The 26,279-nt window shown below is 63.9% G+C and carries 20 protein-coding genes; 3 read left to right on the forward strand and 17 right to left on the reverse strand.

Translation table 11 applies throughout. From position 1 onward, the window contains the following. The first annotated feature begins 6 nt into the window (after positions 1-6). A complete protein-coding gene (locus tag V3330_RS03615) occupies positions 7-864 on the forward strand; it encodes a phytanoyl-CoA dioxygenase family protein (protein WP_354694029.1) in 858 nt (285 codons plus the stop codon). A gap of 9 nt (positions 865-873) precedes the next feature. Here the strand turns inward: V3330_RS03615 and V3330_RS03620 are convergent, their stop codons facing one another. From V3330_RS03620 to V3330_RS03655, 8 genes are all read right to left on the reverse strand, one after another. Beyond that, positions 874-3,897, reverse strand: coding sequence for a DUF748 domain-containing protein (locus V3330_RS03620; protein WP_435791379.1), 3,024 nt, complete (start codon positions 3,895-3,897; stop codon positions 874-876). A 77-nt stretch (positions 3,898-3,974) separates the two neighbouring features. Continuing rightward, positions 3,975-4,772 carry a cobalamin-binding protein gene (locus V3330_RS03625; protein ID WP_354694031.1) on the reverse strand — a complete coding sequence of 266 codons (798 nt, stop codon included), beginning with the start codon at positions 4,770-4,772 and terminating at the stop codon, positions 3,975-3,977. Between the two features lie 51 nt (positions 4,773-4,823). Next, on the reverse strand, positions 4,824-5,858 hold the full coding sequence (gene add / locus V3330_RS03630; protein WP_354694032.1) for an adenosine deaminase: 1,035 nt from the start codon (positions 5,856-5,858) through the stop codon (positions 4,824-4,826). Between the two features lie 141 nt (positions 5,859-5,999). Then, positions 6,000-8,936, reverse strand: coding sequence for a hypothetical protein (locus V3330_RS03635; protein ID WP_354694033.1), 2,937 nt, complete (start codon positions 8,934-8,936; stop codon positions 6,000-6,002). Positions 8,937-9,245: 309 nt separating this feature from the next. Beyond that, on the reverse strand, positions 9,246-10,409 hold the full coding sequence (locus V3330_RS03640) for a hypothetical protein (RefSeq protein ID WP_354694034.1): 1,164 nt from the start codon (positions 10,407-10,409) through the stop codon (positions 9,246-9,248). Positions 10,410-10,563: 154 nt separating this feature from the next. After that, entirely contained in the window at positions 10,564-11,325 is a 762-nt protein-coding gene (locus tag V3330_RS03645) for an anti-sigma factor family protein (protein ID WP_354694035.1), read from the reverse strand. Then, positions 11,322-11,867 (reverse strand): RNA polymerase sigma factor, encoded by a 546-nt coding sequence (locus V3330_RS03650; protein ID WP_354694036.1) that lies wholly within the window; start codon positions 11,865-11,867, stop codon positions 11,322-11,324. The genes V3330_RS03645 and V3330_RS03650 overlap by 4 nt, the downstream gene beginning before the upstream one ends. A 2-nt stretch (positions 11,868-11,869) precedes the next feature. Further along, on the reverse strand, positions 11,870-12,205 hold the full coding sequence (locus tag V3330_RS03655; RefSeq protein ID WP_354694037.1) for a hypothetical protein: 336 nt from the start codon (positions 12,203-12,205) through the stop codon (positions 11,870-11,872). A gap of 224 nt (positions 12,206-12,429) precedes the next feature. Here V3330_RS03655 and V3330_RS03660 point away from each other — a divergent pair, with 224 nt between their 5' ends. Together V3330_RS03660 and V3330_RS03665 are read left to right on the forward strand one after the other, a co-directional pair. Then, entirely contained in the window at positions 12,430-13,173 is a 744-nt protein-coding gene (locus V3330_RS03660; RefSeq protein ID WP_354694038.1) for a 2OG-Fe(II) oxygenase, read from the forward strand. A 1-nt stretch (position 13,174) separates the two neighbouring features. Then, positions 13,175-13,918: a 2OG-Fe(II) oxygenase gene (locus V3330_RS03665; RefSeq protein ID WP_354694039.1), complete on the forward strand. Its 744-nt coding sequence runs from the start codon at positions 13,175-13,177 to the stop codon at positions 13,916-13,918. Positions 13,919-14,016: 98 nt separating this feature from the next. Here V3330_RS03665 and V3330_RS03670 read toward each other — a convergent pair whose 3' ends face one another. From V3330_RS03670 to V3330_RS03710, 9 genes are all read right to left on the reverse strand, one after another. Further along, positions 14,017-15,480: an MBL fold metallo-hydrolase gene (locus tag V3330_RS03670; RefSeq protein WP_354694040.1), complete on the reverse strand. Its 1,464-nt coding sequence runs from the start codon at positions 15,478-15,480 to the stop codon at positions 14,017-14,019. A gap of 111 nt (positions 15,481-15,591) precedes the next feature. Beyond that, positions 15,592-15,942, reverse strand: a complete 351-nt coding sequence (locus V3330_RS03675; RefSeq protein WP_354694041.1) for a cytochrome C oxidase subunit IV family protein — start codon at positions 15,940-15,942, stop codon at positions 15,592-15,594. Between the two features lie 44 nt (positions 15,943-15,986). Further along, the gene (locus V3330_RS03680) at positions 15,987-16,682 is read right to left on the reverse strand and encodes a heme-copper oxidase subunit III family protein (protein WP_354694042.1); all 696 of its coding nucleotides are present in this window, start codon (positions 16,680-16,682) and stop codon (positions 15,987-15,989) included. A gap of 23 nt (positions 16,683-16,705) precedes the next feature. Then, positions 16,706-17,317 (reverse strand): cytochrome c oxidase subunit 3, encoded by a 612-nt coding sequence (locus tag V3330_RS03685; RefSeq protein ID WP_354694043.1) that lies wholly within the window; start codon positions 17,315-17,317, stop codon positions 16,706-16,708. After that, a complete protein-coding gene (locus V3330_RS03690; protein ID WP_354694044.1) occupies positions 17,314-19,092 on the reverse strand; it encodes a cytochrome c oxidase subunit I in 1,779 nt (592 codons plus the stop codon). The genes V3330_RS03685 and V3330_RS03690 overlap by 4 nt, the downstream gene beginning before the upstream one ends. A gap of 79 nt (positions 19,093-19,171) precedes the next feature. Then, positions 19,172-20,524, reverse strand: a complete 1,353-nt coding sequence (locus V3330_RS03695; protein WP_354694045.1) for a c-type cytochrome — start codon at positions 20,522-20,524, stop codon at positions 19,172-19,174. 24 nt (positions 20,525-20,548) lie between these two features. Then, the gene (locus V3330_RS03700) at positions 20,549-21,205 is read right to left on the reverse strand and encodes a hypothetical protein (RefSeq protein ID WP_354694046.1); all 657 of its coding nucleotides are present in this window, start codon (positions 21,203-21,205) and stop codon (positions 20,549-20,551) included. 197 nt (positions 21,206-21,402) lie between these two features. Next, complete coding sequence (locus V3330_RS03705) at positions 21,403-22,551, reverse strand: PQQ-dependent sugar dehydrogenase (protein WP_354694047.1); 1,149 nt, start codon at positions 22,549-22,551, stop codon at positions 21,403-21,405. A gap of 137 nt (positions 22,552-22,688) precedes the next feature. Next, the gene (locus tag V3330_RS03710; protein ID WP_354694048.1) at positions 22,689-25,973 is read right to left on the reverse strand and encodes a VPS10 domain-containing protein; all 3,285 of its coding nucleotides are present in this window, start codon (positions 25,971-25,973) and stop codon (positions 22,689-22,691) included. Positions 25,974-26,279 lie beyond the last annotated feature (306 nt).

Below are 26,279 nucleotides of genomic sequence, written 5' to 3' on the forward strand. Positions count from 1 at the left end.
CATACCATGACGGCTCCGATCGACACTGCGAATGGCCTGGCTGAACGGTTCAACGACCGGGGCTACCTGGTGTTCGACTCCGCGCTCCCGGCCACGGCGATTGCGGGCATCCGCGAGGCGGCGGCGCGCATCGTGTCCGAATTCGATATCGAGCAGCACCGCAGCGTGTTCAGCACCGGTGACCGTGACCGGGGCCGGGACCGTTATTTCATGGAATCCGCCGAAGCGGTCCATTGCTTTCTCGAAGAGGACGCTCTGGATGCGAACGGTAATCTCACCTGTCCGCGCGAACGCGCCATCAACAAAATCGGCCACGCACTGCACGATCTCGTGCCCGAATTCGGCACATTTTGCCGGCTGCCCGTGTTCGGCGACATACTGCGTGCGCTGGGCATGTCCGAGCCACGGCTGTGGCAGACGATGTACATTTTCAAACAACCCCGCATCGGGGGCGAAGTCCGTTGGCACCAGGACGCGAGCTACCTTGCCACCCGTCCGCCAGCCGTGGTGGGATTCTGGGTCGCCGTCGAGGACGCGCACCGGGACAATGGTTGCCTGTGGGTACAACCGGGCGGCCACCGGGGGCCGCTGAGGGAGATTTACGAAGTGGATCGGACGACACTGGCCGGCGAACTGCGCACGCTGTCCGATCAGGCCTGGCCCGGGCCGGACGAAGCCGTGGCGCTGGAAGTTCCCGCCGGCAGCATCATCGTATTCAGCGACCTGATGCCGCACTACAGTTCGCGCAACCGCTCCAACCGTTCGCGCCAGGCCTTCACCCTGCACTTCGCCCCGGCCACCGCGCACTGGTCCGAGGCCAATTGGCTGCAGCGCCCCACCCTGCCGCCGTTCGAACCCGGCTGAATACCATCCTCAGTCGGCGGCGACTTCCAGTTCGATGACGACCCAGTCGCCGTCTTCGGACTCGCCCGGCACCACCGGGCCGAGCGCCACCCGGTTCTCGTCGAGACCACCGTCGGCCAGCAGGGCCGCACGGACCGCCACGGCCCGGGCTTCCCCGAGCGCATCCAGCTCGCCCTGTTCAACCGGTTGCGACTGCACCAGCCGTTCCCGCAGATCAATCGCGTATGCCAGTTCATCCAGCACCGCTACACCCTCCGGATCATCAACGGGAGGCGCACTGTGTTCCGCCCGGATGGCTTCAAGCGGGGACTCCGGGAATCGTTCCCGGTGCAACTGCTCCAGCACACCGCGCACCTGCCCGTCCAGCATGTCATCGCGGATGCCGGTGGCTTCCGCATCGGCGCCGGCATTGGCCTCGGCCGCGCCTTCGGGCTTTCCGAGCCGGTCCAGGACGGTGCGGCGCAGGTCCCGGAATTGCAGCACCGGCGCGTCGATTGCCTCCACGTAGGTTCCCGGAACCTCGATGGCGAGTTCCGGTCTCCGGGTCAGGGCCTCCCGCAGTTGCGCCACCTTTTCCCGGGCGGGCGGTGGCAGGTCCGAACGACCGGCCAGGAAGGAAATTTCACCGAGATCGCCGGACTCGGCGCCCACCAGTCCGGCGAGCAGTTTGAACGGCGCGGTAACCACCTTGGTAATCAACCCGGCGACGGCCTTCCAGATCACGCCTCCAAGGCGGAATTCCGGGTCGTTGACATCGCCTTCCACCGGCAGTTCGATGTCGATCACCCCGTTCGAATCGGTCAACAGGGCGACCGCCAGGCCCAGCGGCAGGCTGGCGGCGCCGGGATGATCGACTTTCTGACCGAGCACAAGATCACTGATGACCACGTCGTTCGAGGCCTTGAGCACGCCGGCCTCGATGCGGTAACCCAGGTCCAGGTCCAGTTGCCCTTCATCGATCTCGCGACCCGCGAAGCCCACGCTGTACGGCGACAGACTGGACAAGTCGAGATTGCGGAATTCGACCCGCATGTCGGTGTCACGCAAGGGGTCCATCGCGTCCAGGGTGCCGCTGGCGCGCGCCAATCCGTATTCGTCCACCTGGCCCTCGAGTTCGACTTCCCCGGGGGCGGCACTGCCGGTGTCGAGGGTGGTGATGTGCCCATCGAGCTGGCGGATCCGGGTCGCAAACGGCAGCGGCAGAGAGCGGTCGGCGAAGTCCAGTCCGCCGTCGGCGATGCCGATGCGCGCGATCCGAATGCCCCAGCCCGATTCCGCGTCGGACTCACCGTCAGCCGCGCCTTCCGGCCCGGACATCAGGCCGCTCAGATTGGTGCTCAGATCCTCATGGATCGTCAGACGGCCCTGCGGCTGCGCCAGGTCGACCTGGGTCACGTTCAGATCACGCCCCGTGAGATCCAGTTCGAACCGCTCGATACCCAGACGCTCCCAGCCGATCAGCGGCTGCCCGTCGCGCGCATCGACCACCTCCAGACGACTGACCGTGACGGTACCGGCCGCCGATTTCGCCCCATCCGGACTCCAGACCGCCTCGATACCGGCCTCGATGAGACCCGATTCGAATTTCAGTTCCGAGGCCCGCGACACCCAGGGTTGGGCGAGACCCACCGGAATTTCCCGTACTTCAATGCCGGCAGTGGCGGAAATTTCGGGAAGCACCGAAGCACGGCCGTTCAGGTTCACCTCGCCACCCCCGGCCAGAACCGCCGACCCGTCGAAAGGGATTTCGGTGTCCGGCTGATTGCCGACGTTTTCAAACGCCAGATTCAAGCGGTCCAGAACCAGCGCCGCCGGCGGATCGAAGGCGCGATCCTCGAAAGCGACCCGGCCTTCCACCAGGTCAACGGAATCGACGGTGACGTCCCAGCCGACCGGCCCCTGACCGGGATCGTTGGCAACCGGTGCGCCGGACACATCCGGCGGAATCGCGTCCGGGTCGGGCGCGGCAGCGGCCCCCGGCCGCACCGCCAGAGACTGCAGGTTGAGGCGGCCGTCGGCCGCCGAACGGATGTCCGCCGAAAGCCCCGCCACCCGCAGCGAGTCGAATCCGGCACGCCGCTGCGGAAACCCGAGGCGCCCGCCCGTCGCCCGGACTTCTTCGAGCCTGAGTAACGGACCACTGTCCGACGCGGCGGACACCGCGACGTCGGCCAGCACCAGTTCCAGGTCGCTCAGTTCCACCACCGGCCCGGCACCGGCTGGCCAGCTCAGCCGATAGTCGAAACCCGCGGTCAACCAGGCCTCCAGAGCATCGACCGCGACAGCGGAACGAAGGTAAGGCAGCACCGGGGCCAGGTCGGCCCGCTCGACCCGAAGGCTTCCGGCAATCTCGGTCGGCGCCAGATGCACCTTGCCGTTCAGACGCAGGGTCGCCCCACCCGGCAGTTCCACGGCAATGGCCTTGTCGCCTTCGCGTTCCTCCAGGGTACTCAGGTCGGACACCCGGATTTCGATGGGCGCGAAGCTCAAATCCTGCGCTGGCTCGGGCACCGCATCGACCACGCGCACCGCTCCGCCGGTGATGCTGAAATCGCTGATGAGCAAGCGCGGCAATGACCCGCTCTCCGGCGCATCTTCAGCCTGGGACTCCGGCAGCGAGGCGAGTACCCGTCCCAGCCGTGTTTCTCCCGATCCGAAACGCTCGATGCGCAGGCGCGGACCATCCAGGTGAAATTCACGCAAGGTCCAGGCACGCCGGAACAGGCCGGAAACCTGGAGATTGATCCGAAGGTGGTCGAAGGAAAGCCAGGTCGTGCCATCGGGATCGTCCAGGGCGAAGCCCTCGACTTCCAGCACCAGCGTCCAGGGATTGACGGCGATACGTTCGGACCGGGCCGTGTGCCCCAACAGGTCCCGTGAAATGTCCGTCAGGAACGATTCGATCCAGCGCGGCAACAGAAAAAATCCCGCGAGTGAGTAAAGGATGAACCCGACCAACACCCAGAAACGCACACGGCGCGGGCTGCGCCACGGATCGAGGTGGCGGCGGGCATTATCGCTCCAGGAACTGATGAGATTTCTCCGTTTGGGCCAGGCGGATTATCCTAACATCCGTCCGCGGATGGCACGGCGTTACCTGAACCTGCCGGTCAACCGCGCCCCGGCCAGTTGGAGATGATCCGCCGCAAGGCCTTCAGCCCGTCGGTCAGGGCCGCCGGTCCGGGCTGCAGGATGAGGGCCGACTTGACTTCGAAGACCTGGCCCGCCCGCACCGCGGGCACCGCTTCCCAGCCCGGCCGCGCCGACACACGCTCGGGGCGAAATTTCTTTCCGCACCACGATCCAATGATGATGTCCGGCGCCCGGCGAACGACTTCCAGCGGATCGGCGACGATGCGGTCGCGGCCCAGAGGCTGAAGCGCGTTGTCGGCAAAACAATCACGGCCACCGGCCAGTTCGACCAGCTCGGAAACCCAGCGGATACCGGTAATGATGGGGTCGTCCCACTCCTCGAAATAAACCACTGGCCGCCGGTCCACCGGCGGCAGGTCTTCCCGCAAGGCCCGCGCCTCGTGCTCCCACACCCCGACCCATTCCAGCATGCGATCTCCGGCGCCCACCAGGGACGCCAACTGAACCATCATGTTGAGAATCTGCTCGACGGATCGGTGATTGAACACATGCACTTCGACGCCGTTGCGGATCAGCTCCGCGGCGATGTCGGCCTGCAGGTCGGAAAAACCCAGTACGAGATCGGGTTCGAGTGCCAGGATGCGATCGATTTTCGCCGACGTGAAGGCCGACACGCGGGGCTTTTCGCGCCGGGCGCGCGGCGGCCGCACCGTGAATCCTGAAATGCCGACAATGCGCCGCTCCTCACCGAGCAGATACAGAGTCTCGGTGGTTTCTTCGGTCAGGCAGACAATCCGTTCCGGATAGCGGCTCATCCCCGCTCCTTCATACGGCATTCCCGGAGATCCGGCTGCGCACGGGTGAACTCACGAGGCGTGGCTGGTGTCATCGGCGGCGGCCCGGGCACGCAGGTTTTGGCGCTCATCGTCGCTGATGAAGGCCATCTCCAGCGCCTGCCGCTGCAACCGGTGAATAGCCGATCGGTCGAGCCCGGCCGCCGGTGCCGCCACGTCGTACTCGTGGGCAAGGTCAATACCGCTGATACCCGGATCGTCGGTGTTCAGACACGCGTTGACGCCGTGCGCCATCAAGTCGCCCAGGGGATGATCGCGGTAATCGGAAACCACGCTGGTGTGCAGATTGGACGTCAGGCAAACCTCCAGCCCGATCCCACGCATGGCCAGCAATTCCACGACCGCAGGATCCCGAACCGCGAGAATCCCATGGCCGATCCGCTCCGCGCCGAGATCCTCGATCGCCGCCCGTACGCTGTCGGGTCCGTCGGCCTCACCGGCGTGGATCGTCACGTGCAGGCCGGCATCGCGCACGCGATCGAAGTGCTCCCGAAACAGACGCGCCGGAAAGCCCTTCTCATCGCCCGCCAGGTCGACAGCGGTGAGCCCGTCGGCACAGGCCAGCAGCGCATCGAGTTCCCGGTGGCAGGTTTCAACGCCGTAGGTCCGGCTGAGAATGCCGATGACCCGGGCGTCGACACCGGTCTCGTCGGCACCCGCGCGCACGCCGTCGATGACCGCCTCGACCACCGCCTGCGGCTGCAGGCCGTGGGTTTCGGCCATGAACCACGGACTGAATCGCAGTTCGATGTAGTCGATGCCTTCATGTGCCGCATCGTGTACATTTTCCCGCGCGACGCGGCGGCAGGCGTCGGTGTCCACCAGTACCGCGGTCAACCACTGAAACTTGGCGATGAAAGCCATGAGACCGTCCGCCGGGTCGATCACCTGAACGTGCGGCCGCAGCGACGCCACGCTGTCGCCCGGCAGGTCGATGCCGTGCCGGTCTGCCAGGTCGAGCAGGGTTTCAAGCCTGACGCTGCCATCCAGATGCCGATGCAGTTCGCACAGGGGAAATCCGGGATCGATGTGGGAGTCCGGGTTCATGAGCGCATGATTCTCTGCAGGTCCACCCGGTCTGTCAACGTCGCCAGCACGGTAATGGCGCGGCAATGGCACTGCAATGGCCGGACGCTGGCGCGATGAATCGGGACGGGTCAGCGCCCCACCCGCCGGATGAGCGCATTTTCACAGGATCTTCAGGGACACCATGATTTCGTCATCGGCCTTGCTGCCGTCCACGAAACCCCGGGCAAAACCCAGCGACAGGGTCATCGGCAAGCGGTGCACCACCGTGAACTTCAGGTCCAGCTGAAAGCCGATGCTGGTGTAGAACTCCTCGAGCCGGCCATGGCCGGGATCGGTGACCAGCGCGCCGGCGAACACGGCCGGGCGGAGGTGCTGCAGGTACAGCGCCGGCGTTCCCACGCGGCGAAAGCGCAGGGGCGGCAAATTCCACTCCAGCACCGACTTGACAAAGTTCTGACCCGAAATTTCGTCGATTTCGAATCCCGGAAAACTGTGGTACTCACGGTAGCGTTTGACGTCACGGTCATCGACGTAATTGTTTCCGAACGCGCCGAAATACCAATTTGCCAACGGATTGTCACGATCACCGTCCGCGACGCCGGCCGCGTTGTACAGCCACACCGACGAATGCTTCCATGGCAGTGCGAAACCGAAGTCCAGGCCGGCACTCAGCCTCGGCACGGTGTCTCCGTTGGCATGATCGACCCAGGCCGCGACATTCCAGCGCAGCCCCTTCTCGTGATCGACCGCCGCCAGGGACTTTTCGGTGTGGGTGTATCGCAGTTCAACCCGGCCGGACAACAGGTCCTCAAAACGGGTTTCCACGTTCTGGTTCCCCGGCAGGGTGTCGAGCCCGGTGAACCAGGCCAGTTCCGTCTCGAGGTCCAGCCGGCGTGGGTCGTCGAAAACAAGCGCGCGTTCGTAGCCGGCAATGACCGCATCCCCCTTGCGGCTGCGTTCGGTCGGACCGAACAGGTCGTAGAAATCCGCATCGTTGTGCCAGTAGCGAAAACGCCAACCGAGCTTCTGGCACTCGATGTCGGCATGCAGCCGTTCGCTGTCCGGCAATGAACCGTCCAGGCTCCAGGACAGGTCGGCACGCAGGGAATTGAACAGCATGGGGTCTTCCCAGGTCATGCTGTAACCCAGCGCCACGGAATCCCGGTACCCCTCGAGAACGGGATAGGCCGACTCGAATTCCAGTTCACGGCGCGGGTTGTACCGTCCCCGGTGGGTGATCAGCGAGTCCAGGTCGATCCGCGCCGGGGAACCGACCGCCCACTCGCGGACCACCGGATGTTTGCGGGCGATTTCATTGCCCAGGAATGTGATGGCACTCAGATCCTCGAGCGGCCGGGGATCCATTCGGCTGGGCACCAGGCCCTGACCGGTATATTCGAACACGATCAGGGAGCCGTCATCGAGAGGAATCGGGCGGAACAGGCCGGTCTCGGCGTTGCTGACCGCCTCGATATCACCGCTCGCCACCTCGTAGCGATAAATGTTCGACACACCCGTGTAGTAAGAGCTGCCGTACAGATACCGCCCATCGGGCGAAAAGACGAAGCCCTCGGGAATGGCGCGGCCGAAATCGAACTGCGTGAGGGGCACGGTAAAGCCATCGCGCAGATCCTCGAGACGGAACAGCCGCAGGAACTGGCGGCCGCTGACTTCCTCCATCGTGGCTGCCAACAGCCGACCGTCGGGCGAGATGTCCAGATCCGACAACACCTCGCCGTAAGGCCAGGTATGCACCTGGTTCCAGGATTCGTACGGCGGGGCCATCCGCACCAGGGTGACGTAGCCGTTGAGGTGCCGCAAGCCCCACAAAGAGCGGTCCGCCGGGTTGAAAGCCAGATCGCCGATCCGGGCATCGCGGAGCAGCATGCGGGCCTCGCCGGTGCGGACATTCAGCGCCATCAGGTCCCGCATCGCCAGATTGTCGGCGGTATAGAACAGCGTATTTGAAACCGGATCCCACGCCGTGGCCGTGACCCGGTATTTCATCGGACCCTTGATGTCGCTCAGGCGGGTCGTGCTGCCGTCCGCCAGTGACAGCGCCCCGATATGCGCGACCACCCCGGGGAAGTAAAAGCCCCCGATCAAGCGGTCCGATGACGCGTCGACGAAAGCCCGCGACACCGAACCCAGCGGCTCGCGGGACAGCGGCTGCAACGGGGTGATCGGGTGCTGGCGGACCCGATCCAGGTTGGCGCGCTGGAATGCATGCTCGAACCCGATCCATTCGTCCCAGGCGACTTCCAGCGGTTGGCCGAACACGTGCCGGAACTGGTGCGCGTAGTAGCGTTGGCTGTCCTCGTCGCGGCTCAGCCAGCGGATGACCTCTTCGGGCCCGTATTCGTGCGCGAGGTAACTCATGAACCGCGTGCCGTACAGGTAGGCATTGGTCATGGTCTGGAAATCGATCGCGGTGCCTTCGGAAACGATGCCGAGGTTGCTGTAGAAATGCGCGCCGTCACGCACCCGGGCGCGAAACACCATTTCATCGAAAGCGCCCTGCGCCCGGCCAATGCCGCCGGACATCCAGGTTTCCATGAACACCGCACTGCCCTCGAAGTACCAACGCGGTGCGGCATTTCGCGGCGCCGTGAGGTAGGCATACAGGATGGACTCCGGATGCACCCCGGTAGACGGCGGTTTGCCACCAAAAAACTTCCGCCAGCGCCGGTCCCGGGAATTCCACGCATCGCCGGTCGCGACGTGGACCAGTTCGTGGTTCATCAGCATGTACATGCGCTCGAGTGCCGGAAAGGTCTCGAAGGTGTGATTCAGCGGAGCGACATCGATCCACAGCAGGTTGCGTGGCGAGGACAGGGCCGCGGCGTTGCCGTAGTCGATGAAGTCCTTGAGCATGACCGTGGTTTTTTCGTACGGGGTCCAGCCGAATATCTTCTGCTGGAAGCTCATGGAGTTTTCGAAACTGCGCGCCACGTGCGGCGTCAGATAGGTAGTCAGGGGGTCGAAATACAGCAGCCGGAGATTTTCGGTCTCCAGCATGTCCATCTCGAATTCATCGGACAGTGCCGGGCTGGAACACAACACCAACACCAGGAATCCCAGTCGCAATCGCCCCATCGCCCAGCGCTCCCTCAGGCCCGCTCGTCCTTCATCATACTACCTGGCGGCGACGGGGCCCGGACAATCGCGACCCGGGGACACCACCACCGGACTTCTGCCGGACGAAAAAAACCGCCAGTCCGGAGACTGGCGGAGTCGTTCGATCGACTTTCGGTTTTTTTAGTCCGGATTCGGTACCACCTGCCGTGTTCCGACACGGTGGCAATTCCGGAGCCGTCCGGTCGGCCTCTCCCTGCCCTGTATCAGCCACCGGGTGGCGAAACGATCCCGATGCCGAACCCGCAAACGGGCGCGGCTTTCGAAAGACTACTGCCGGCGGGCGGCGTCAGCGCCCTGCTGCGCCTTGTCGGCGGCTCGCATGGCTTCGGCGGCGCGCTCCGAGGCCCGCATGGCTTCAGCGGCGCGCTCGGCAGCCCTCATGGCTTCGGCGGCACGATCCGCCGCGCGCATGGCCTCGGCGGCCCGTTCGGAAGCCCGGGCGGCTTCGGCGGCCCGCTCGGCCATACGGGTCGCGTCGTTGGCCCGCTCGGCCGCCCGCAGCGCCTCGTTGGCGCGATCAGCGGCCCGCAGCGCCTCGCTGGCGCGTTCCGCGGCACGCATGGCCTCAGCGGCACGTTCCGAAGCCCGCATGGCTTCAGCGGCGCGCTCGGAGGCCCGGGCGGCTTCGGCCGCACGTTCCGCGGCCCGTGTGGCGTCATTGGCCCGCTCCGCCGCCCTGGCGGCTTCTGCGGCGCGTTCCGAGGCCCGCATGGCTTCAGCGGCCCGGTCCGCCGCGCGCGCGACATCGTGCGCCCGCTCGGCGAGCTTCACGGCCTGCACCGCGCGTTCCGCGGCCCGATTGGCTTCGGCTGCGCGATCCGCCGCTTTCGCGGCATCATTGGCACGCTCGGCGGCATTCGCCGCTTGCTGCGCCCGATCCGCGGCCTGCACCGCCTCGGCAGCGCGTTCGGCGGCGCGTGAAGCGGCTGCCGCCCGTTCAGCGGCACGGGCGGCTTCCGCGGCCCGATCCGACGCACGCATGGCCTCAGCGGCCCGCTGCCTGGCTTTGGCCGCGTCGTTGGCGCGCTCCGCGGCCTTCACGGCCTCCTGGGCCCGCTCCGCCGCCTTGGCGGCTTCGGCGGCCCGTTCCGAAGCCCGCATGGCTTCGGCGGCCCGCTCGGTCGCCCGTTCCGCGGCGCGGGTGGCATTCATGGCCTCGCTGGCCTGCAGCGCCGCGACGTCCGAGCCGCTGCGCAGGGCTTCAAAGGTGTCGGTCTGCATCATTTTCGACACGGACTCATCCCCCAGCACCACATCATCTTCGGAAATCTGGTCCGAACTGTAACGCTGGGCGGGAACGATGGTTCCGGTCACGTGCTCTTCCTGGGTGGGTGTACCGAAGTGGTCGAAATACAGCATTGCCCCCACTGCGATAACGAGCGCCGCGATCAACATCCAGATCCGGGTACTGCCAGCCTGTCTGGTATTCATCATGCTACTCCCGAGCTTGGGTTCCGATTACCGCCGTCCCCGATGGGTCGACTGCACTGAACCGAATGATTTCGTTCAGTAACAATTACCGGCCGGCGGCAAAAAAGTTGGCGGTACGGTTCCAGGCGCCCGGGGGCGCCTGCCGGAACCGTCCTCACCCCCCGGTCTGCAATCGGCCTTCGAACAGCGTCTCGCCGTCTCGACCGATGAAAACCGCGATGTCCCGCGACCCGACGTCCCTGCCGGATTCCGTTTGCAGGTACAACACGAACGGGTGCCTTCCCTCATGCACCAGACGCACATCCCCCCCGGAAACTTCAACGATCCGGAGTTCGGATTCCGGATCGGCCAACCCGCCGAAACGCAGCGCCGGATCGGCGCTCACGCGTATTTCGACCGGGTTACTCGTATTCAAGCTGAACTGCAGCGACCAGATGTCGCCCAACGGAACCAGCACCGCTTCTCCCCGGACACCGGGCCGGTCGATGACCATCCGGTCGGCGGCGTTCGGGGCCTGCAGGGCGGAACGATCCACCATCGTACCCACCAGGCCCGGAAGGTCCGCGGCGATATCGGCGTCGAAGCGCGGTGCGAAATTGGCCACGCCTATGCCGATGACCACGCCCGCTGCGACCGCCATGCCGTAGGAAGCCGGCCGCATCCAGGCGGCGACCCGGGAATGCCAGCCTTCGGGGCTCGGTAATTGAATGCGGTCGAGGATGCGACGGGTGAGTCCCGGTGGAGGATCGATCGGCGGCAATTCGTTCATCAACCGCGCAACCCGCATCATCTCGTCCCGGAAGCGCCGCGCCTCACCGGACTGCGCGAGCACGGCGTCGAGTTCGGCGCGCGAGGCGGCCGGCAGTTCGCCGTCCACATCGGCCTGGATCATGTCCGCAATTCGTTCTTCGATCATCGCTGCACTACCCCTTGTTCGCGAAGCTGTACTTTCATCAGCTGGCGGGCCGAGTACAGCCGCGACTTGACGGTTTTTTCCGGAATGTTCAGCACTTCGGCGATGTCCCGGTAAGACAGTTCGGAGAAATGCCGCAACACCACCACGGTCCGGTAATCTTCCTGCAAGGTCATCAGACCGTCCTGTATCACGTCCGAGAGCTGCGCATTCTGCAGCGCATCCTCGGGGTGCGAACCGCCCGCAACCCGCTCCTCTTCCAGGGGCTGTTCGTGGCGGTCGCGGTTGCGTTGGTTGATCGATTCATTGATCGCGATCCGGTAAATCCAACTGAAAAATTTGTACTTCGGGTTGTACTGGTCGAGCCGCTCGAACACGCGCAGAAACACGATCTGCGTAATGTCGGCCGCATCGTCCGGATTTCCCAGTATCCGGTACGCGACATTGAAAACCGGCCGCTCGTAGCTCGTCACCAGCTCGCCCAGCGCCATCCGGTCACCACGCAGGCAACGCTTGATCAGTGCGTGATCCCGGTTATTACTCATAACTACGGGACTCCGTGGAAAAAGTTGGTGGCGGAAACCAGGCGTGCCGAATCGGTTGCGGAGAACCTGGTTGCGGTGAGATCGAAGAGTTCAGGGTCGAAATCGGCCTTCATACGCAAGAACGGACAGGCCCGCTGTTCGGTGAAGAACCGCCCGGTGTCCTCGACGATGCCCTGCAGCACTTCGAAGTTTCGACGGCGGTTCCGGTGCATGATCTGACTCCCGTGAATGCGGGACATACCCTCAAGCCCATTGGATTTCCAGTCTAGCCCGAATAACGCATCGGTGCTCGCAAGGCGGTCGATTACCCGGCCGGCTTCGGCGACGATTTCGGGCACTTCCGCCTGGTCGACGGATTCGGCCGGCTTTCTGCCTGACTCGCAGAACCCGCCGCAGGGATTCCCGTGGCACCGGCCGCGATTACCCGTTCCCGTTCCTGTTTGTCCCCGCTCCTGTGACACGGCTCAATGGAGCAGCCCGAGCCAGACGGGGCTTCTGGGCCGAGGCCGTTTGCATTATGCTTCGACCAGACTCCGGTTAGCCCCCGAACTGAACCCAACCCATGAATGCCAGCCCCGTCACACGTCCATTGTTCCGCCTGCAGCGAACCGATCCGTGCTTCTGTGGCAGTGGCCGCCGGTTCAAGTCCTGTTGCGGCAGCCTGACCGAGCCCCGTAATCCGCCCCATGGCGTGCACGTACAGCGACGTTTCCTGGACTCGGAAACCTGTGCCGAGTGGGTCCGCCATCTCGACTCCCGGCCGCGTTCTCCGTTGGCGGTTCACGCCCTGGATGACGATGAGCCCGCTGGCCTGGCCAAAGAGAAAACCCATGGCCGGGTCACCGACAAGGTCGACGCCGGCGAGTTACAGGCGGCGATCGTGGAACGGGTGCAGGAGGCTTTTGCCACGGCCGTGCCGGCAGGACTCGATCGCCGGGTGGACTGGTTCGAGAATCCGCAGGTTTTGCGCTACGAGCCCGGTGGCCTTTACGGCCCGCATGCGGACAGCGATCATTTCATGCCGGCTGAGGGTCACTGGCGCAAGGTGATCGACCGCGACGTGAGCATCCTGCTCTACCTCAACGAAGACTTCGAGGGCGGCGAACTGATGTTCCGCCAGTTCAATTACCGCTACCGTCCCCACACCGGCGACCTGCTCTTTTTTCCTTCGCACGGTCATTACGCCCACCAGGCTTTGCCGGTGAAACACGGAGTGCGTTACGTGGTTGTCAGCTGGGCGGCGTTTGTCGACGAGCCGCGAGTGCTGACGGTACGCCCGTCGGGCTCCATCGACATGGAGCGCTGACATGCCACTGGGTTATCCCGTCGCCAATTTCTCGCCTGCCGATTCCGATCCCTGTTTCTGCGGCAGCGGGCGCCGCTTCGGTGACTGCTGCGGCGCGCGTACCGGCCGCCGGGGGCCGCCGGCCGGCATCCGGGTGTTCCAGCGGTTCGTGGAACCGGACCTGTGCCGCAAATGGGTCGAGCGACTGGAACGCAGGCCCCGCAAACGGGCGCGAATACTCGATCCCGAACAGTCGTCACCCGGTGCGCCGGTGTACGTGGAGGATCCGTCGCGCGTGTGCGACGACGTGAATCCGGGAGTGCTGCGCAAGGCCATCAATGACACCATCACCCGCGGCTTTCAGCACGTTGCGTCCAGCATGGGAGAGTCGCTGGCCTGGTACGAAGTACCGCGCATTCTGCGCTACGAAGCCGGCGGACGATACCTGCGCCATGCCGACAGCTGCCAGTACGAACCCGCCACCCGTACCTGGTACCGGGTCGAGGACCGTGACCTCAGTCTGTTGCTCTACCTGAACGAGGACTACACCGGCGGCGGCCTGACCTTTACCCATTTTCACTGTCATTTCCGTCCGCGCACCGGAGATCTGCTGGTATTTCCCTCGGACAATCGGTACGAGCACCAGGCCGAACCGGTCGAGAGTGGTGTCCGCTACGCGGTCGCGAGCTGGGCATTCTTCCGCAGCTCACGCCGCGTGCGGGAGCGTGCGCCCAACGGCGCGATTCCCTTTCGGAGTTCCAGCTGACAGCCGGTGGCTGGCGGGCGCGGACCACGCGCGGCCTGCTTCGTTGAAGGGTTCGCGCGGGACCGCACCGGACGCCAGGCCGGCCCCGCGCGACAGACTCAAGGCGCTCCCGCCACCTTGCGCGGTTGGCGATCGAGGACCGACTGCAGATCGTCCGCGGTGCTGATTCGCGGACTGTGTGCGTTGACAATCCGTTCGTAGTCCAGATCGAGCCGGGCAAGCGCGGCCGCGAATGCTTCGGTGGCTGCGACCGCGGGCGGCAGCGGGCCGGTTCGGGGCTGCTGCAAGTGGTCGGCCTGGAACACGATGCCTTCATCGGGCAGGTAGGCGATCAGAATGTGTTCGGCATGAGGTGTGGGACCGATGTCGTACAGTTCCACCCGGCGGCTGCCGTCGGTCAGGGTCATGCGCTCGTCCACGAATTCCAGCCGCGCTTCCGCGCCATCGAGAACATTGCGCACCACCTGCTCGTGCTCACGGAAGGTGATGATCGTGGCACCCTCGCTGGCATAGTCGGCCGCGCCCGGCACGTGGTCGCTGTGATGGTGGGTCAGCACGCCGTACCGCACCGGCTTGTCGGCGACGTGCTTGCGCACTTCGGCCATGCGCTGCGCCGCACCCTGGGTACCGCCGATGGCCACCACGTGATCGGCCATCTCGACAAACAGGCCGTAAGTGCCGGTACCACCGACCAGAAAGACACCCTCGTCGATTTCCTGCAAGTTGAAATCATCGGGGGTTACGGCAGGGATCCGCTGCAGGTCCTGGGCCACCCGGGTATGCGAACCCACGTCCGCGTTCACCTCGGTGGCCGTAATCGTGCTGTCGATGTTGCTGTCACCGTTCACCAACAATCGAAAGCTGCGGTTGAACGCGATGCCGTCGATGACCTCGTAGTCGCCGAACCGGTATTCCACTTGCCCGAACGGTGGGAACACCCGCTCCATCCGGGTCAGCATGTGGGTTTCGCGATCGAAATAAAGGCTGAGCCCGGGTCCGACCTCCATGACCAGGGTGACGATATCGTGGGGACGGCCGCCGATATCGGTTTCTCCCAGCCAGTGTGATAACTGGCGGCGCGCCTGAAGCTGTTTCATCAGCAGCGCGGGGGTCACGCGGATGAACGGGCCGGAAGCGGTGTTGAAGTCCGGCTCGGCAATGGGGGCGGCGGTTCCGGCCCGATAGTCGATCTGCCAGGCGGTATCCCCTTCGATGATGGTGCCGAAGTCGAATTCAAACCCGCCCCCCGTACCCGTGCCACGGGTGACGAACACGCCACGTTCAAAGTCGATGGCATTGAAGTTTTGCTGAGCCCCCCGATCCCAGGGCGGCTCGGGTTTGCGGCTCTGGTCCGTCGCATGGGTGATGAACCGGCTTTCCTGCACCAGGGAGTTCAATTCAGCCAGCCGCGTGGCACCCCCGTGCGCCTCGAGCGCGGCATCGATGACCTCGTTGGCCCGGTTGACGGATTGAAGGGGAAGCGATTCCCCGGCGTGGAGCGATGACAGGGCGACACCCAGCAAGGCGATGCCCAGCACAGCGCTGAATCGATTTGTATTCACGGTTCGGCTCCTGGAGGGAAAGGGAAAATCCCGGTCCTTCCAGTCTGGCACCACGGGCACCGTACCAAAGCCGCCTTCCGATAAAACGCCCCGCTGCTGCGCCAGGACGCCTCAATGATGGGGCGCGATGATCTCCGCGGCCGGCCCGAATGCGACGAGACGAGCCAGTACCGTGTAGTCCCCTTCGATGGCCATCAGGGTGATGAAGACCAGCAGGCACAGGGGTGGAAGCAGGATGGCATAAATCAGCGCGAGACGTTCCCACGCCATGTGCATGAATACGGCCACAATGAACCCCGCTTTCAGAAACATGAACAGCAGGATCAGGGACCAGCGCAGGTAACCCTGCAACTGGAAGTAGTCCACCGCGTAGGAAAACGCGCTGAGCACGAAAAGCAGGCCCCACACCCAGAAATAGATTCCGAGGGGATGTTGTTGATGGCCCTCTGCCGTTTGCGCCATGTCGATCGCTCCTTGGCCGAACCGGTTTCCGCCGACTCAGGCGGTCACCAAAGATAGAAAAACGCGAAAATGAATACCCACACGAGGTCGACGAAATGCCAGTAAAGCCCGGCGATTTCAACCGTCTCGTAATTGCCGTTCTTGTGCCGGTCGTAGTAGCCGGAGCCCACTCGCCAGGCGACGATACTGAGATAGATCACGCCGGCGGAAACGTGCATGCCGTGAAATCCCGTGATCATGAAGAACGAAGCCCCGAATTGCGCCGCGCCCATCGGGTTTCCCCACGGCCGCACGCCCTCATCGACGATGAGTTTGGTCCACTCGAACGCCTGCATGCCGACGAAGGTGGCGCCGAGCAAAGCCGTTGCGGCCATCAGCAACACCGTCATTTTCTTGTTGCGCCGGTAACCAAAGTTGACGGCAAGCGCCATGGTGCCGCTCGACGTGATCAGCACGAAAGTCATGATGGCGATCAGGATCAGCGGGATGGGCGCACCACCGAAGCTGAGGGCGAACACCTCGCTTGGAAGCGGCCACGGCACCGTCGTGGATATCCGAACGTTCATGTAACTGATCAGGAAACACGAAAATATGAACGTGTCACTGAGCAGGAAAATCCACATCATCGCCTTGCCCCACGGGACGTGGAACGCCTGCTTGTCACCAGCGACGTCGGCGACGACTCCGCGATTTCCATCGGGCGGCACGGCGGCCTTCGAGGCGATGGCTTCCTGGGTCATGAATCTTTCCTCTCGTCAATCCGTCAACTGGTCAGCAGCAGATAGAACAGCAGCAGCCAGACGCCCAGCAGGTAATGCCAGTACGTGGCGCACAGGCTGACCCGCAACGGCAGCCTTTCGTCATCGGGTGTTCGCAGCGTCGTCACCAGCGCACGGCCCAGGAACCACAGTCCTCCGACCAGGTGCAGTGCGTGAATTCCGGTGAACAGATAAAAGAAGGCGTAAGCCGGGCTGCCCGACGCATAGTAGCCACCGGCCAGCATTTCCCGCCACGCGGCGAACTGTCCGGCAATGAAAAACAGGGTCAGCAGGGTGGCAGCGGCCAGGCCGACCCGCAGGCGCAGGCTGGCGTCACCACGTGCCGCACCGACCGCCACGTGCATCGCGACGCTGGCCAGCACCAGCATCACCGTATTCACCCACAGAATTCCGGGTTCCGCCACGACTTTCCAGTCCGGGTAGAACATGCGCATCTGGTGCGTCACGCTGAACAGCAGAAACATGCTGCTGATCACGGCCAGGAACAGGTACAGTCCGGTTTTACCCGGCGGGCGGATGACGGCGTCATCACCCGGCGTGTCGACCCGGCCGGCGCGCTCCCAGGGTTTCTCCGTGACTTTGCCCAGCAGGCTCATGCGTGCTCACCTTCCTCGCCGTGATAACTGGCGTCGGTGGTCGGGACTTCCGAGGGGGCCATGGTCTGCGGAATGTAATCCTGGGCCGCGCCTGGCACGCTGTAATCGTAGGCCCAGCGATAGACCTCCGGCAGTTTGGCACCCCAGTTGCCGTGCGGGGCCGGCGTGGTGGGCGTGAACCATTCCAGGGTCGTCGCCTTCCACGGGTTACCGCCGGACTCTTTGCCGTTGCGCAGGCTCCAGAACACGTTGAACAGGAAAATCATCTGCGCCAGCGCCACGAACAGCGCGGCCACTGATATGCCCATGTTCATGGCGTGGGCCGAATCGGGTATGAAGGCCGTGTCCCCCATCGCGTAGTAGCGTCGAGGCAGGCCCAGAATGCCCAGGTAATGCATGGGCAGGTAAATGGCATAGGTGCCGAACAGGGTCGCCCAGAAATGCACTTTGCCCAGCGTGTCATTCAACATGCGCCCGGTGATCTTGGGGTACCAGTGATAAATCGCCGCGAATATCACCAGAATTGGCGACACCCCCATGACCATGTGGAAATGCCCGATCACGAAATAGGTATCGGACAGTGGCACGTCCACGGCCACGTTACCGAGAAACAGTCCGGTAATACCGCCGTTGATGAAGGTGAAGATGAAGCCGATCACGAACAGCATGGGCACCGAAAGGTGGATATTGCCGCGCCACAGGGTGAGCACCCAGTTGTATACCTTCAGAGCGGTTGGAATCGCGATGATCAGGGTGGTGGTCGCGAAGAAGAAGCCGAAATACGGGTTCATGCCGCTGACATACATGTGATGCGCCCACACCACGAACGAAATGACGCCGATCGCCAGAATGGCCCAGACCATCATGCGGTAACCGAATATATTCTTGCGCGCGTGCACTGAAATGACGTCGGAAACCATGCCGAAGGCCGGCAACGCGACGATGTACACCTCAGGGTGCCCGAAGAACCAGAAAAGGTGCTGGAACAGTATCGGGCTGCCTCCGCTGTGCCCGGTCTGTTCACCCAGTGAAAGCACCTCGGGGATGAAGAAACTGGTTCCGATGACGCCGTCGAGCAGCAGCATGATGGCGCTGACCAGCAAGGCCGGGAACGCCAGAAGGCCGAGAATGGTGGCGACGAAAATGCCCCACACCGACAGCGGCATGCGCATCAGGGTCATGCCGCGGCAGCGGGCTTGCAGCACCGTGGTCACGTAATTCAGCCCCCCCATCGTGAAGGCCACGATGAACAGCACCAGCGAGGCCAGCATCAGGATGATGCCGCCGCCAATGCCTGGCGTTCCGGGCATGACCGCCTGCGGCGGATACAGGGTCCAGCCCGCCCCGCTGGGACCACCGGGAACGAAGAAACTGGCGCACAAAACCAGCACCGACAACAGGTAAACCCAGTAGCTGAGCATGTTCATGAACGGGAATACCATGTCCCGCGCGCCACACATCAGCGGAATGAGGAGATTGCCGAAACCTCCGAGGAGAAGCGCCGTCAGCAGATAGATCACCATGATCATGCCGTGCATGGTGATGGCCTGATAATACTCATCAGGCGTAATAAAGGAGAAGGTATCCGGGAAGCCCAGCTGCAGCCGCATGGCGAGACTCAGGACCAGGGCGATGAGCCCCACCCCGATCGCCGTCAGGCTGTACTGGACCGCAATGACCTTGTGATCCTGGCTCCAGATGTACTTGGTAATGAACGATTGGGGATCGTGCAGGTGTTGCTCATGATCCCGGTCTGCAATCGCTACGTATGCCATCAGTTTCTGCTCCTGCCCGGTCGGCACGTCGTGTGCCCGGGCCTGTTCCGCCGCGAGGCGGCCTGGAGTCCAGGCGGACTCACAGGCTGTTGATATAGGCAACCACGTCGTTCATGGACTGCTCGTCGCGCAACATGCCCGACAGCAGGTTCATCTGCTTGCCATAGAGGTCCTGTGGATGGGATCCACGTATACCCTGCCGGTAGTTCTGCAACTGGCGTTTCAGATACCAGTCGTTGATGCCTTCGAGCCGGGGGGCGTTCAATGCCCAGATGCCCTGTCCCTGCTTGCCATGGCAGGATGCGCAGGTACCGAAGAGTTTGGCCCCGCGTTCGGTGTCGCCGGTGATGGTGCCCGCGGGTGCCTCCACCTCGAGACTGTCAATGTACGCCACGACGTTGGCGATGGCCGCATCATCGCGCAAAGTGCTGGCCATCGGCGCCATTTGCATGCCGAACGGGTCGTCCGAACTCGCGCCCCGCAGGCCATGCTTGAAGTTTCTCAACTGGCGCATCAGGTACTCCGGCTGCTGCCCGGCCAGGCGGGGCGCATTGAGCATTTCATTGCCTTCGCCACCGGGACCGTGACACGCCGAGCACGTTGCATAAAGCGCCCGACCCGCTGTCACGTCGGGTTCGGCCCGGCCGGAAAACTCGGCAAACGTGGGGTGGCCGTCGAGCCAGGCCTGAAAATCCTCGGGTGGGTCGACCACGACCGCGCCACGCATGGCGAAATGCCCGATGCCGCACAGCTCTTCGCACAACACGTCGAACTGGCCGGTACGGGTGGGCTTGAGCCACTGATACGACGTCGTGCCGGGCACCAGATCCATCTTCACGCGGAACTGTGGCACCGTGAAATTGTGCAGCACGTCACGCGAGCGCAGCACCAGTTTGTACGGTTGTCCCAATGCCAGGTGCAGAACCGCGTCATTGACGACGATATCGTCCTGGCCCGCGGGGTCGTCCGCTTTCAGCCCGAAGGGGTTCGCGGGTGAAACGAGCGCGATATCGGCCTGGCCCAGTTGACCGTCCGCACCGGGAAACCGGTAGTTCCAGTGCCATTGCTGACCGACCACTTCCACCGGCTGGGCATCATCGGGCACGTCGACGAACTTCCCCCAGACCCACAAACCCGGCGCCAGCAGCGCGACCACGCCAATCGTGGTCACGATGGTCAGCCACCATTCGAGCTTTTTGCTTTCCGGCTCGTAGTGCGCCTTCAGGCCTTCACGGTGCCGGTACTTGAGAATGACCCAGATCAGGAAGCCGTTGAGCGCGATGAACACGGCGCCGGTGAGCCAGAAAGTGATGTCGACGGTAAGATCGAGAAATTCCCAGTCCGCCGCGATTGGAGTAAACCACCAGGGACTCAGGAAGTGGAAAAGAACCGTGACGACGACGAGTACGAGAATTCCGAGAGCGATTGCCATGCGAGCTGTCCTTTTCCGTGGTGATTATTCGAACGCTTGCTCGGCCTCTCTCTTACGCCGTTTACGCTCCACGCGGCTGAATGGGTTGATGAATTGACGATCGGTGGCCACGTGACGTGCCTCCGGGTGGCGCTCGGCCATCATCGCCTTGATCCGCTCCCCCATTCCCCGGGGCGCGTAAATCAGAATCAGATATTTACCGGCTTCGATTTCGTCGTGAAAGCGGCGGAGTTTGCGGTTTTCGCTGTCGATGCCGGTCAAGCCCCCCACCCAGGCACCAAACAGCGTCGCCACAATGACAACAAAGAAATAGACAATACCAGGCAGGTCGCCCCCGAATGGCTGGAGCAGCATGATCGCACCGGCGAGTAATACCCCGCCGATAAATCCGAAGTTGGCGCCGATGAATCCGTCGCGGAGCAGATCGGTGGTTTCCAGCCAGTTACTCGAGTGCAGCTTCTCTTTCTTCAGCCCGGCTTCATCCTTGGATACGACATGCAGGAGCCAGTCATTGATGCCCACGTCGTGCAAATCGTCAGAGACCTGCTGCGTGCTCACCAGGTTGGGTGCAAGATAGTACATGCATTTCATGGCATTACCCCGGGCTAATTGTGATTCGTTCGAGAAATTATTCTGGTTGGTACGACCCTTTTCCTGTTGATGACGACGGATGTCTTCCATGACTCCGATACCGGTGGGCATCGGAATGGAACGCTTTTGAGTTTCTCACATTTGTTCTGACTTGGAAAGTACACGGCCGGGCGCCGCGCAACACGACTGACCAGGAAAGACCCGGAACGGGCACGAAAACGGTGATGCGCACACGCGCCGGAACGGGCGCCGGGCCCGTCACGAACCAGGCCGTGTCGGGCGGGGAATCAGTTGGGAAGCAGGCGCCACACCTCGCCGGCATCGGTGCCGACGTACACGGCGCCTTCCGGCCCTTCAGCGACCGACCGGATGCGCCCGAGCACCCCACGGGCCAGCCGCTCCTCCAGCACCACGGCGCCGTCTTCGAGCACCAGCCGATTGAGATGAGTCAGGCCCATGGCGCCGATCAGCAGATTGCCGGTCCAGCCCGCAAACGCATTGCCGCGATACAGAATCATGCCACTGGGTGCGATGGACGGGACCCAGACCCACACGGGCTGCTCCATGCCCTCTTCCCGGGTGATGCCCTTGCCGATCGGGCCACCGTCGTACTCCAGGCCGAAACTGATTTCCGGCCAGCCGTAGTTGGCTCCCCGTTCAATGGTGTTCAATTCGTCGCCGCCGCGCGGTCCGTGCTCATGAACCCACAGGGTCACGCTTTCGGCATCCACCACAAAGCCTTGCGGATTGCGATGCCCGTAACTCCAGATTTCCGGCCGTGGTGGCACGCGATCACCGGAGGCGGATTCACCGGCGAAGGGGTTGTCCACGGGCACCCGGCCATCATCGTGCAGACGTACGACGGACCCGGTGTGGTTGCTGCGGTCCTGGGCGCGTTCACGATGCTGCCGGTCCCCCACCGTCAGGTAGAGGTAACCGTCGAGGAAACCGATACGGCCACCATAGTGATACGGATTTTCCGAATAGGCATCAGCCGTGAAAACGCGCTCGAGTTCCGTTACGCGGTCACCGTCCAGCCGGAAGCGATCGAGCACCACGGTACTGCGATACTCTTCGCCTTCGGAGTAACTGATGTAGACCCACCGGGTCTCGGCGAACTCCGGATGCAGAGCCACATCCAGCAGTCCCGAACCGCTGAACCGGAGCATCTCCGGCATTCCGGCGAGATCACGCCGCTGGCCTTCGTTCAGGTCCACCCGGCTCAGAACACCGGCGGAACGCTGTGCCACGAGCGCGTCGCCGCCGGGAAGAAATGCGATCGCGCCCACGGGCGCCAGTCCGGACAGGACACGATCCGCGACAAAGGCACCGGCGGCGCCGTGCAGTCGGTGCCGGTCGACTTCGCCGGCCGGCTGGGCCTGCGCGGTTCCCAGTACCAACAGCATCAGAACACCCAGGACGGGACGAATGGACATGGCGACCTCCGCAAACGCACTCGATGCGGAGCACGTTAGCGGAGACCGGACCCACGCGAAAGCATCGGCTCGACATGCCGAGCCGAATTCACGCTCAGTGGCCGATCAAAGCCAGCCCTGCCTGTTCCCGGCCGGGCTCACGGCCACTCCGGAAGCCGGCCCGGTGTCCACGGCCCGCCCCGGGCCTCGAGTTCGGTCTCGAGCGCCTCGAGGTCGCTTCGAATCGTGGCGAGAGAATCGAGCGCGGCCGCGAATTCCTCACCGGCGATGGCCAGGGACTCGCGGTAAGCGGCCGGCGTAGCCGCCTGGCTCTCCCAGGCTCCGCCCACGATGTAGGCGATGCGATCCAGGATGGGCAACGGCACGGGCTCATAGCGCCGGGCGACCGTGGCATCGCCGTTGAGCGCCACCCTCAGATCCGCCAGCCGTGCTCTCAGCTCACGAGCGGATTGCGCCAGGTCCTCGTTGTCGGTCGGGGTCAGATCAATGGCCCGCAACAGGTGCGCCACGCGTTCTTCGAGCTCGCCGGTATGCCGGTCCGCGCCGCTGACCGCCCGATACAGGCTCGCGGCTTCGAGTTCGAAAGCCAGACGATCACTGGGGTCAGCAGCCACCAGGCCACCCTCGTGCAACGGTTTCAGTTCGAAACTGTGCGGGCCCGACAGGTCGGTCCACTGGCCTTCGACCCGCCGCGACAGGGTGGCGGAGTACGTGCCAGGAATCACCAACGGTCCCATCGGCGGGCTTTGCCATGGAGCGAGTTCCGACGGCGGATTCAGGTTGACCGGATCGGGTGCCGGGTAGCGCAGATCCCAGGCCACCCGCTGATACCCTTTACCGGTCGGGCCGTCGATGCGCCGAACGACGTTGTTATCCGAGTCGCGGATGGTGATGACGACGGACGGGTCTTCTTCCCGGTCCTCGCGGCGCAGTCGCTCCCAATCTGGATAGGGATTGTCGGCCCCCTCCTTGGCCCGCTCGCGCTCGTCAGCCCGGCGCCGGTCTCTCAACCCGGCGATCTCCTCGGGCAGGTAATAGGCGATCACCGCTCCGAACGGCGGGTTGTCGGCGGCATACCGGTCGATGCCGTAGTCCCCCTTGCCGCCCCAGCCGCGCCGGACGTCGGGAACGTAAAGCCACGCATCATCGGGTTCGAAAAGCGTGGCGCGATCGACCAGTTCATCGGCGGCGGTCCGCAGCGGAGCCAAATCCTCCAGCAGGTAAAATCCCAACCCGAACGTGCTGATGACGAGGTCATCCTCGCGCCGCTGGATTTCCAGATCGCGCACCGCGACGGTTGGCAGGTCCGTCAGTTCGTGCCAGCTGCCACCGCCATCCTGGGTGAAGAACACACCGAATTCAGTGCCGACGAACAGCAGTGCCGGGTCCTCGCTGTCTTCGGCCAGGGTGTGCGCGCTGCCGCGGGATGGCAAGGTACCGGATATCAACCGCCAGCTCCGTCCGCGGTCGTCGGTGCGAAGCACGTACGGCTTGAAGTCGCCGCGTTTGTGATTGTCGATCACGGCCCAGGCCACGTCCGGATCGTGCCGCGACGCGACGAGGTCCTCGATCAGCGAGCGGTCCGGCACCCCCGGAAAGCGGTCGACGCGGCGCCAGTTCTCACCGCCGTCTTCGCTGACATGCACCAGTCCGTCGTCGGTACCGGCGTACAGCAACCCTTCGATGAGAGGACTCTCGTCCAGTGCGATCAGCGCGCCGTACAATGACGTCGACGCGTTCTTGGCGATGGCGTCGACGCTCCAGACCCTCCCCATGACCTCCAGTTCGTTGCGGTCGAGACCGCGGCTGAGATCGCCGCTGACGGCGACCCAGCTTTCACCGCGGTCGTCAGAGCGAAACAGGCGTTCGGCGCCGAAATACAGGCGCCGATGATCGTGCGGCGAGATGATCAGCGGCGAGTTCCAGTTCCACTTGTAGGCCTTTTCGCCCGAGGCGGGTTGCGGTGTGATCATCATGCGCTCACCGGTGACCCGGTCGAATCGCGCCAGTCCGCCATGCTGGTACTGGGCGTAGACGACGTTCGCATCGGTGGGATCGATCCGGGGCTTGAATCCGTCGCCGAATTGCGCGATCCACCAGTCGGCATTGGTGATCCCGTCCGCGTACATGGTGCGGCTCGGGCCGCACAAGGTGTGGTTGTCCTGGGTGCCGCCGCAGATGTTGTAGAACGGAACATCGTTGTCCGGGGTGCCGCGATAGAATTGCGTGACCGGGAGGTTGCGCAGGTGACGCCATTTTCGGCCCCGGTCCCAGCTCTCGAAAATTCCGCCATCGCCGCCGATGAACAGGTGTTCGGTATTGTCCGGATCGATCCACAGCGCGTGGTCATCGACATGACGGTTCTCAATGGAAAGCCGGGTCCAGGTGCGGCCGGCATCCTCGGACACGTGGGTGAAGGTGTCGATCGCGTAAACCCGGTCGGGGTCGTGCGGGTCGACGAACAGCTCGTTGTAGTACTGCGGGCTGGACGTCATGTGTCCGGACTGCTTCTCCCAGCTTTCGCCGAAGTCCGTGCTGCGGTACACCCCGCGGCCCTCGTCATCCGCCTCGACGATGGCGTAGACGATGGACGGATTCGAGGGTGCCGCGGCCAGACCGATGCGGCCCAGGTCGCCCGCGGGCAACCCGCGGTCGATACGCCGCCAGCTCGCGCCACCGTCGTCGGACCGGTGGATGCCACTGCCCGGACCACCATTGATCAGGGTCCAGACGTGGCGCCGGCGCTGATAGGTGCTGGCCAGCATCCGTTCCGGTTGTTCCGGATGGATCAGGAACTCGTTGACGCCGGTGTCGTCATCGGCATGGAAAATTCTCTCCCAGCTCTCACCGTCATCGCGCGAGCGGTAGAGCCCGCGATCACCGCCGGAACTCCACAGCGGCCCCTGGGCCGCGACATACACCGTGTGGCTGTCACCGGGATGGAACCGGATCATCGAAATGTGCCCGGAGTTCTCCAGGCCCATACGGGTCCAACTGGCGCCGCCGTCGCGGGAACGGTAGACCCCGTCGCCGTAGCCGACGCTCCGCTGCGAGTTGTTTTCGCCGCTACCGACCCAGACCACTTCGGGATCGGACGGATCGAGCACGACGACACCCGTCGCGAACGAACCCTCGTTGCGGAACACGTGTTCCCAGCTGATCCCGTTATTGGTGGTTTTCCATACGCCGGCACTGGCCATGGCCACGTAGTAGATCTGGTGGTGTTCGGGATGGAAGGCGAAATCGGCGACCCGGCCCGAGGTCAATGCCGGACCGATGGATCGCAACGGCAATGCGGCAAGCGGGTGTTGATCGTCCGCGGTCGCGGCGCGCGCGGCATCAACCGGCAGCGCGCCGCCCAGGACGCAAACGCAAACGAAGAAGCTCAATCCAACAAACTTCGACACCTTGAAGTCCGGCATGGGTCTGACCCCCGTGATTTCGAAACGGCGCTCAGTTTACGCGACCGTCCGGAACCCCGCACACTGCCATTCGGCATGGCTGGGCGCGAGAATTCAGACCCGGGCCGGCACGGCCAGCGGGGCTATGGAAATCAGGTGATATCGCCGGGTTGCCGAGCGCGATTGCGGCCATGGATCATGGCAGCGAGCTGGTTTTCCCGGTCGTGCCGGCAGCCGAACAGCACGACCGCCACGTGCAGCCAGACGAGGCCCAGCGAACCCGGGTAGCGCCAGGCGTCGGCGGGAGAACCCGGTGACCGATCGGCA

Source organism: Elongatibacter sediminis (assembly GCF_037892215.1).
Classification (GTDB): Bacteria; Pseudomonadota; Gammaproteobacteria; order Xanthomonadales; family SZUA-36; genus Elongatibacter; species Elongatibacter sediminis.

Coding starts and splice junctions, on each gene's coding strand:
- V3330_RS03640 (WP_354694034.1), bottom strand. CDS start 10,409: ATGAATACCAGACAGGCTGGCAGTACCCGGATCTGGATGTTGATCGCG.
- V3330_RS03645 (WP_354694035.1), bottom strand. CDS start 11,325: ATGATCGAAGAACGAATTGCGGACATGATCCAGGCCGATGTGGACGGC.
- V3330_RS03650 (WP_354694036.1), bottom strand. CDS start 11,867: ATGAGTAATAACCGGGATCACGCACTGATCAAGCGTTGCCTGCGTGGT.
- V3330_RS03685 (WP_354694043.1), bottom strand. CDS start 17,317: ATGAGCCTGCTGGGCAAAGTCACGGAGAAACCCTGGGAGCGCGCCGGC.
- V3330_RS03695 (WP_354694045.1), bottom strand. CDS start 20,524: ATGGCAATCGCTCTCGGAATTCTCGTACTCGTCGTCGTCACGGTTCTT.
- add (WP_354694032.1), bottom strand. CDS start 5,858: ATGAACCCGGACTCCCACATCGATCCCGGATTTCCCCTGTGCGAACTG.
- V3330_RS03675 (WP_354694041.1), bottom strand. CDS start 15,942: ATGGCGCAAACGGCAGAGGGCCATCAACAACATCCCCTCGGAATCTAT.
- V3330_RS03660 (WP_354694038.1), top strand. CDS start 12,430: ATGAATGCCAGCCCCGTCACACGTCCATTGTTCCGCCTGCAGCGAACC.
- V3330_RS03700 (WP_354694046.1), bottom strand. CDS start 21,205: ATGGAAGACATCCGTCGTCATCAACAGGAAAAGGGTCGTACCAACCAG.
- V3330_RS03615 (WP_354694029.1), top strand. CDS start 7: ATGACGGCTCCGATCGACACTGCGAATGGCCTGGCTGAACGGTTCAAC.
- V3330_RS03625 (WP_354694031.1), bottom strand. CDS start 4,772: ATGAGCCGCTATCCGGAACGGATTGTCTGCCTGACCGAAGAAACCACC.
- V3330_RS03665 (WP_354694039.1), top strand. CDS start 13,175: ATGCCACTGGGTTATCCCGTCGCCAATTTCTCGCCTGCCGATTCCGAT.
- V3330_RS03680 (WP_354694042.1), bottom strand. CDS start 16,682: ATGACCCAGGAAGCCATCGCCTCGAAGGCCGCCGTGCCGCCCGATGGA.
- V3330_RS03710 (WP_354694048.1), bottom strand. CDS start 25,973: ATGCCGGACTTCAAGGTGTCGAAGTTTGTTGGATTGAGCTTCTTCGTT.
- V3330_RS03705 (WP_354694047.1), bottom strand. CDS start 22,551: ATGTCCATTCGTCCCGTCCTGGGTGTTCTGATGCTGTTGGTACTGGGA.
- V3330_RS03690 (WP_354694044.1), bottom strand. CDS start 19,092: ATGGCATACGTAGCGATTGCAGACCGGGATCATGAGCAACACCTGCAC.
- V3330_RS03635 (WP_354694033.1), bottom strand. CDS start 8,936: ATGGGGCGATTGCGACTGGGATTCCTGGTGTTGGTGTTGTGTTCCAGC.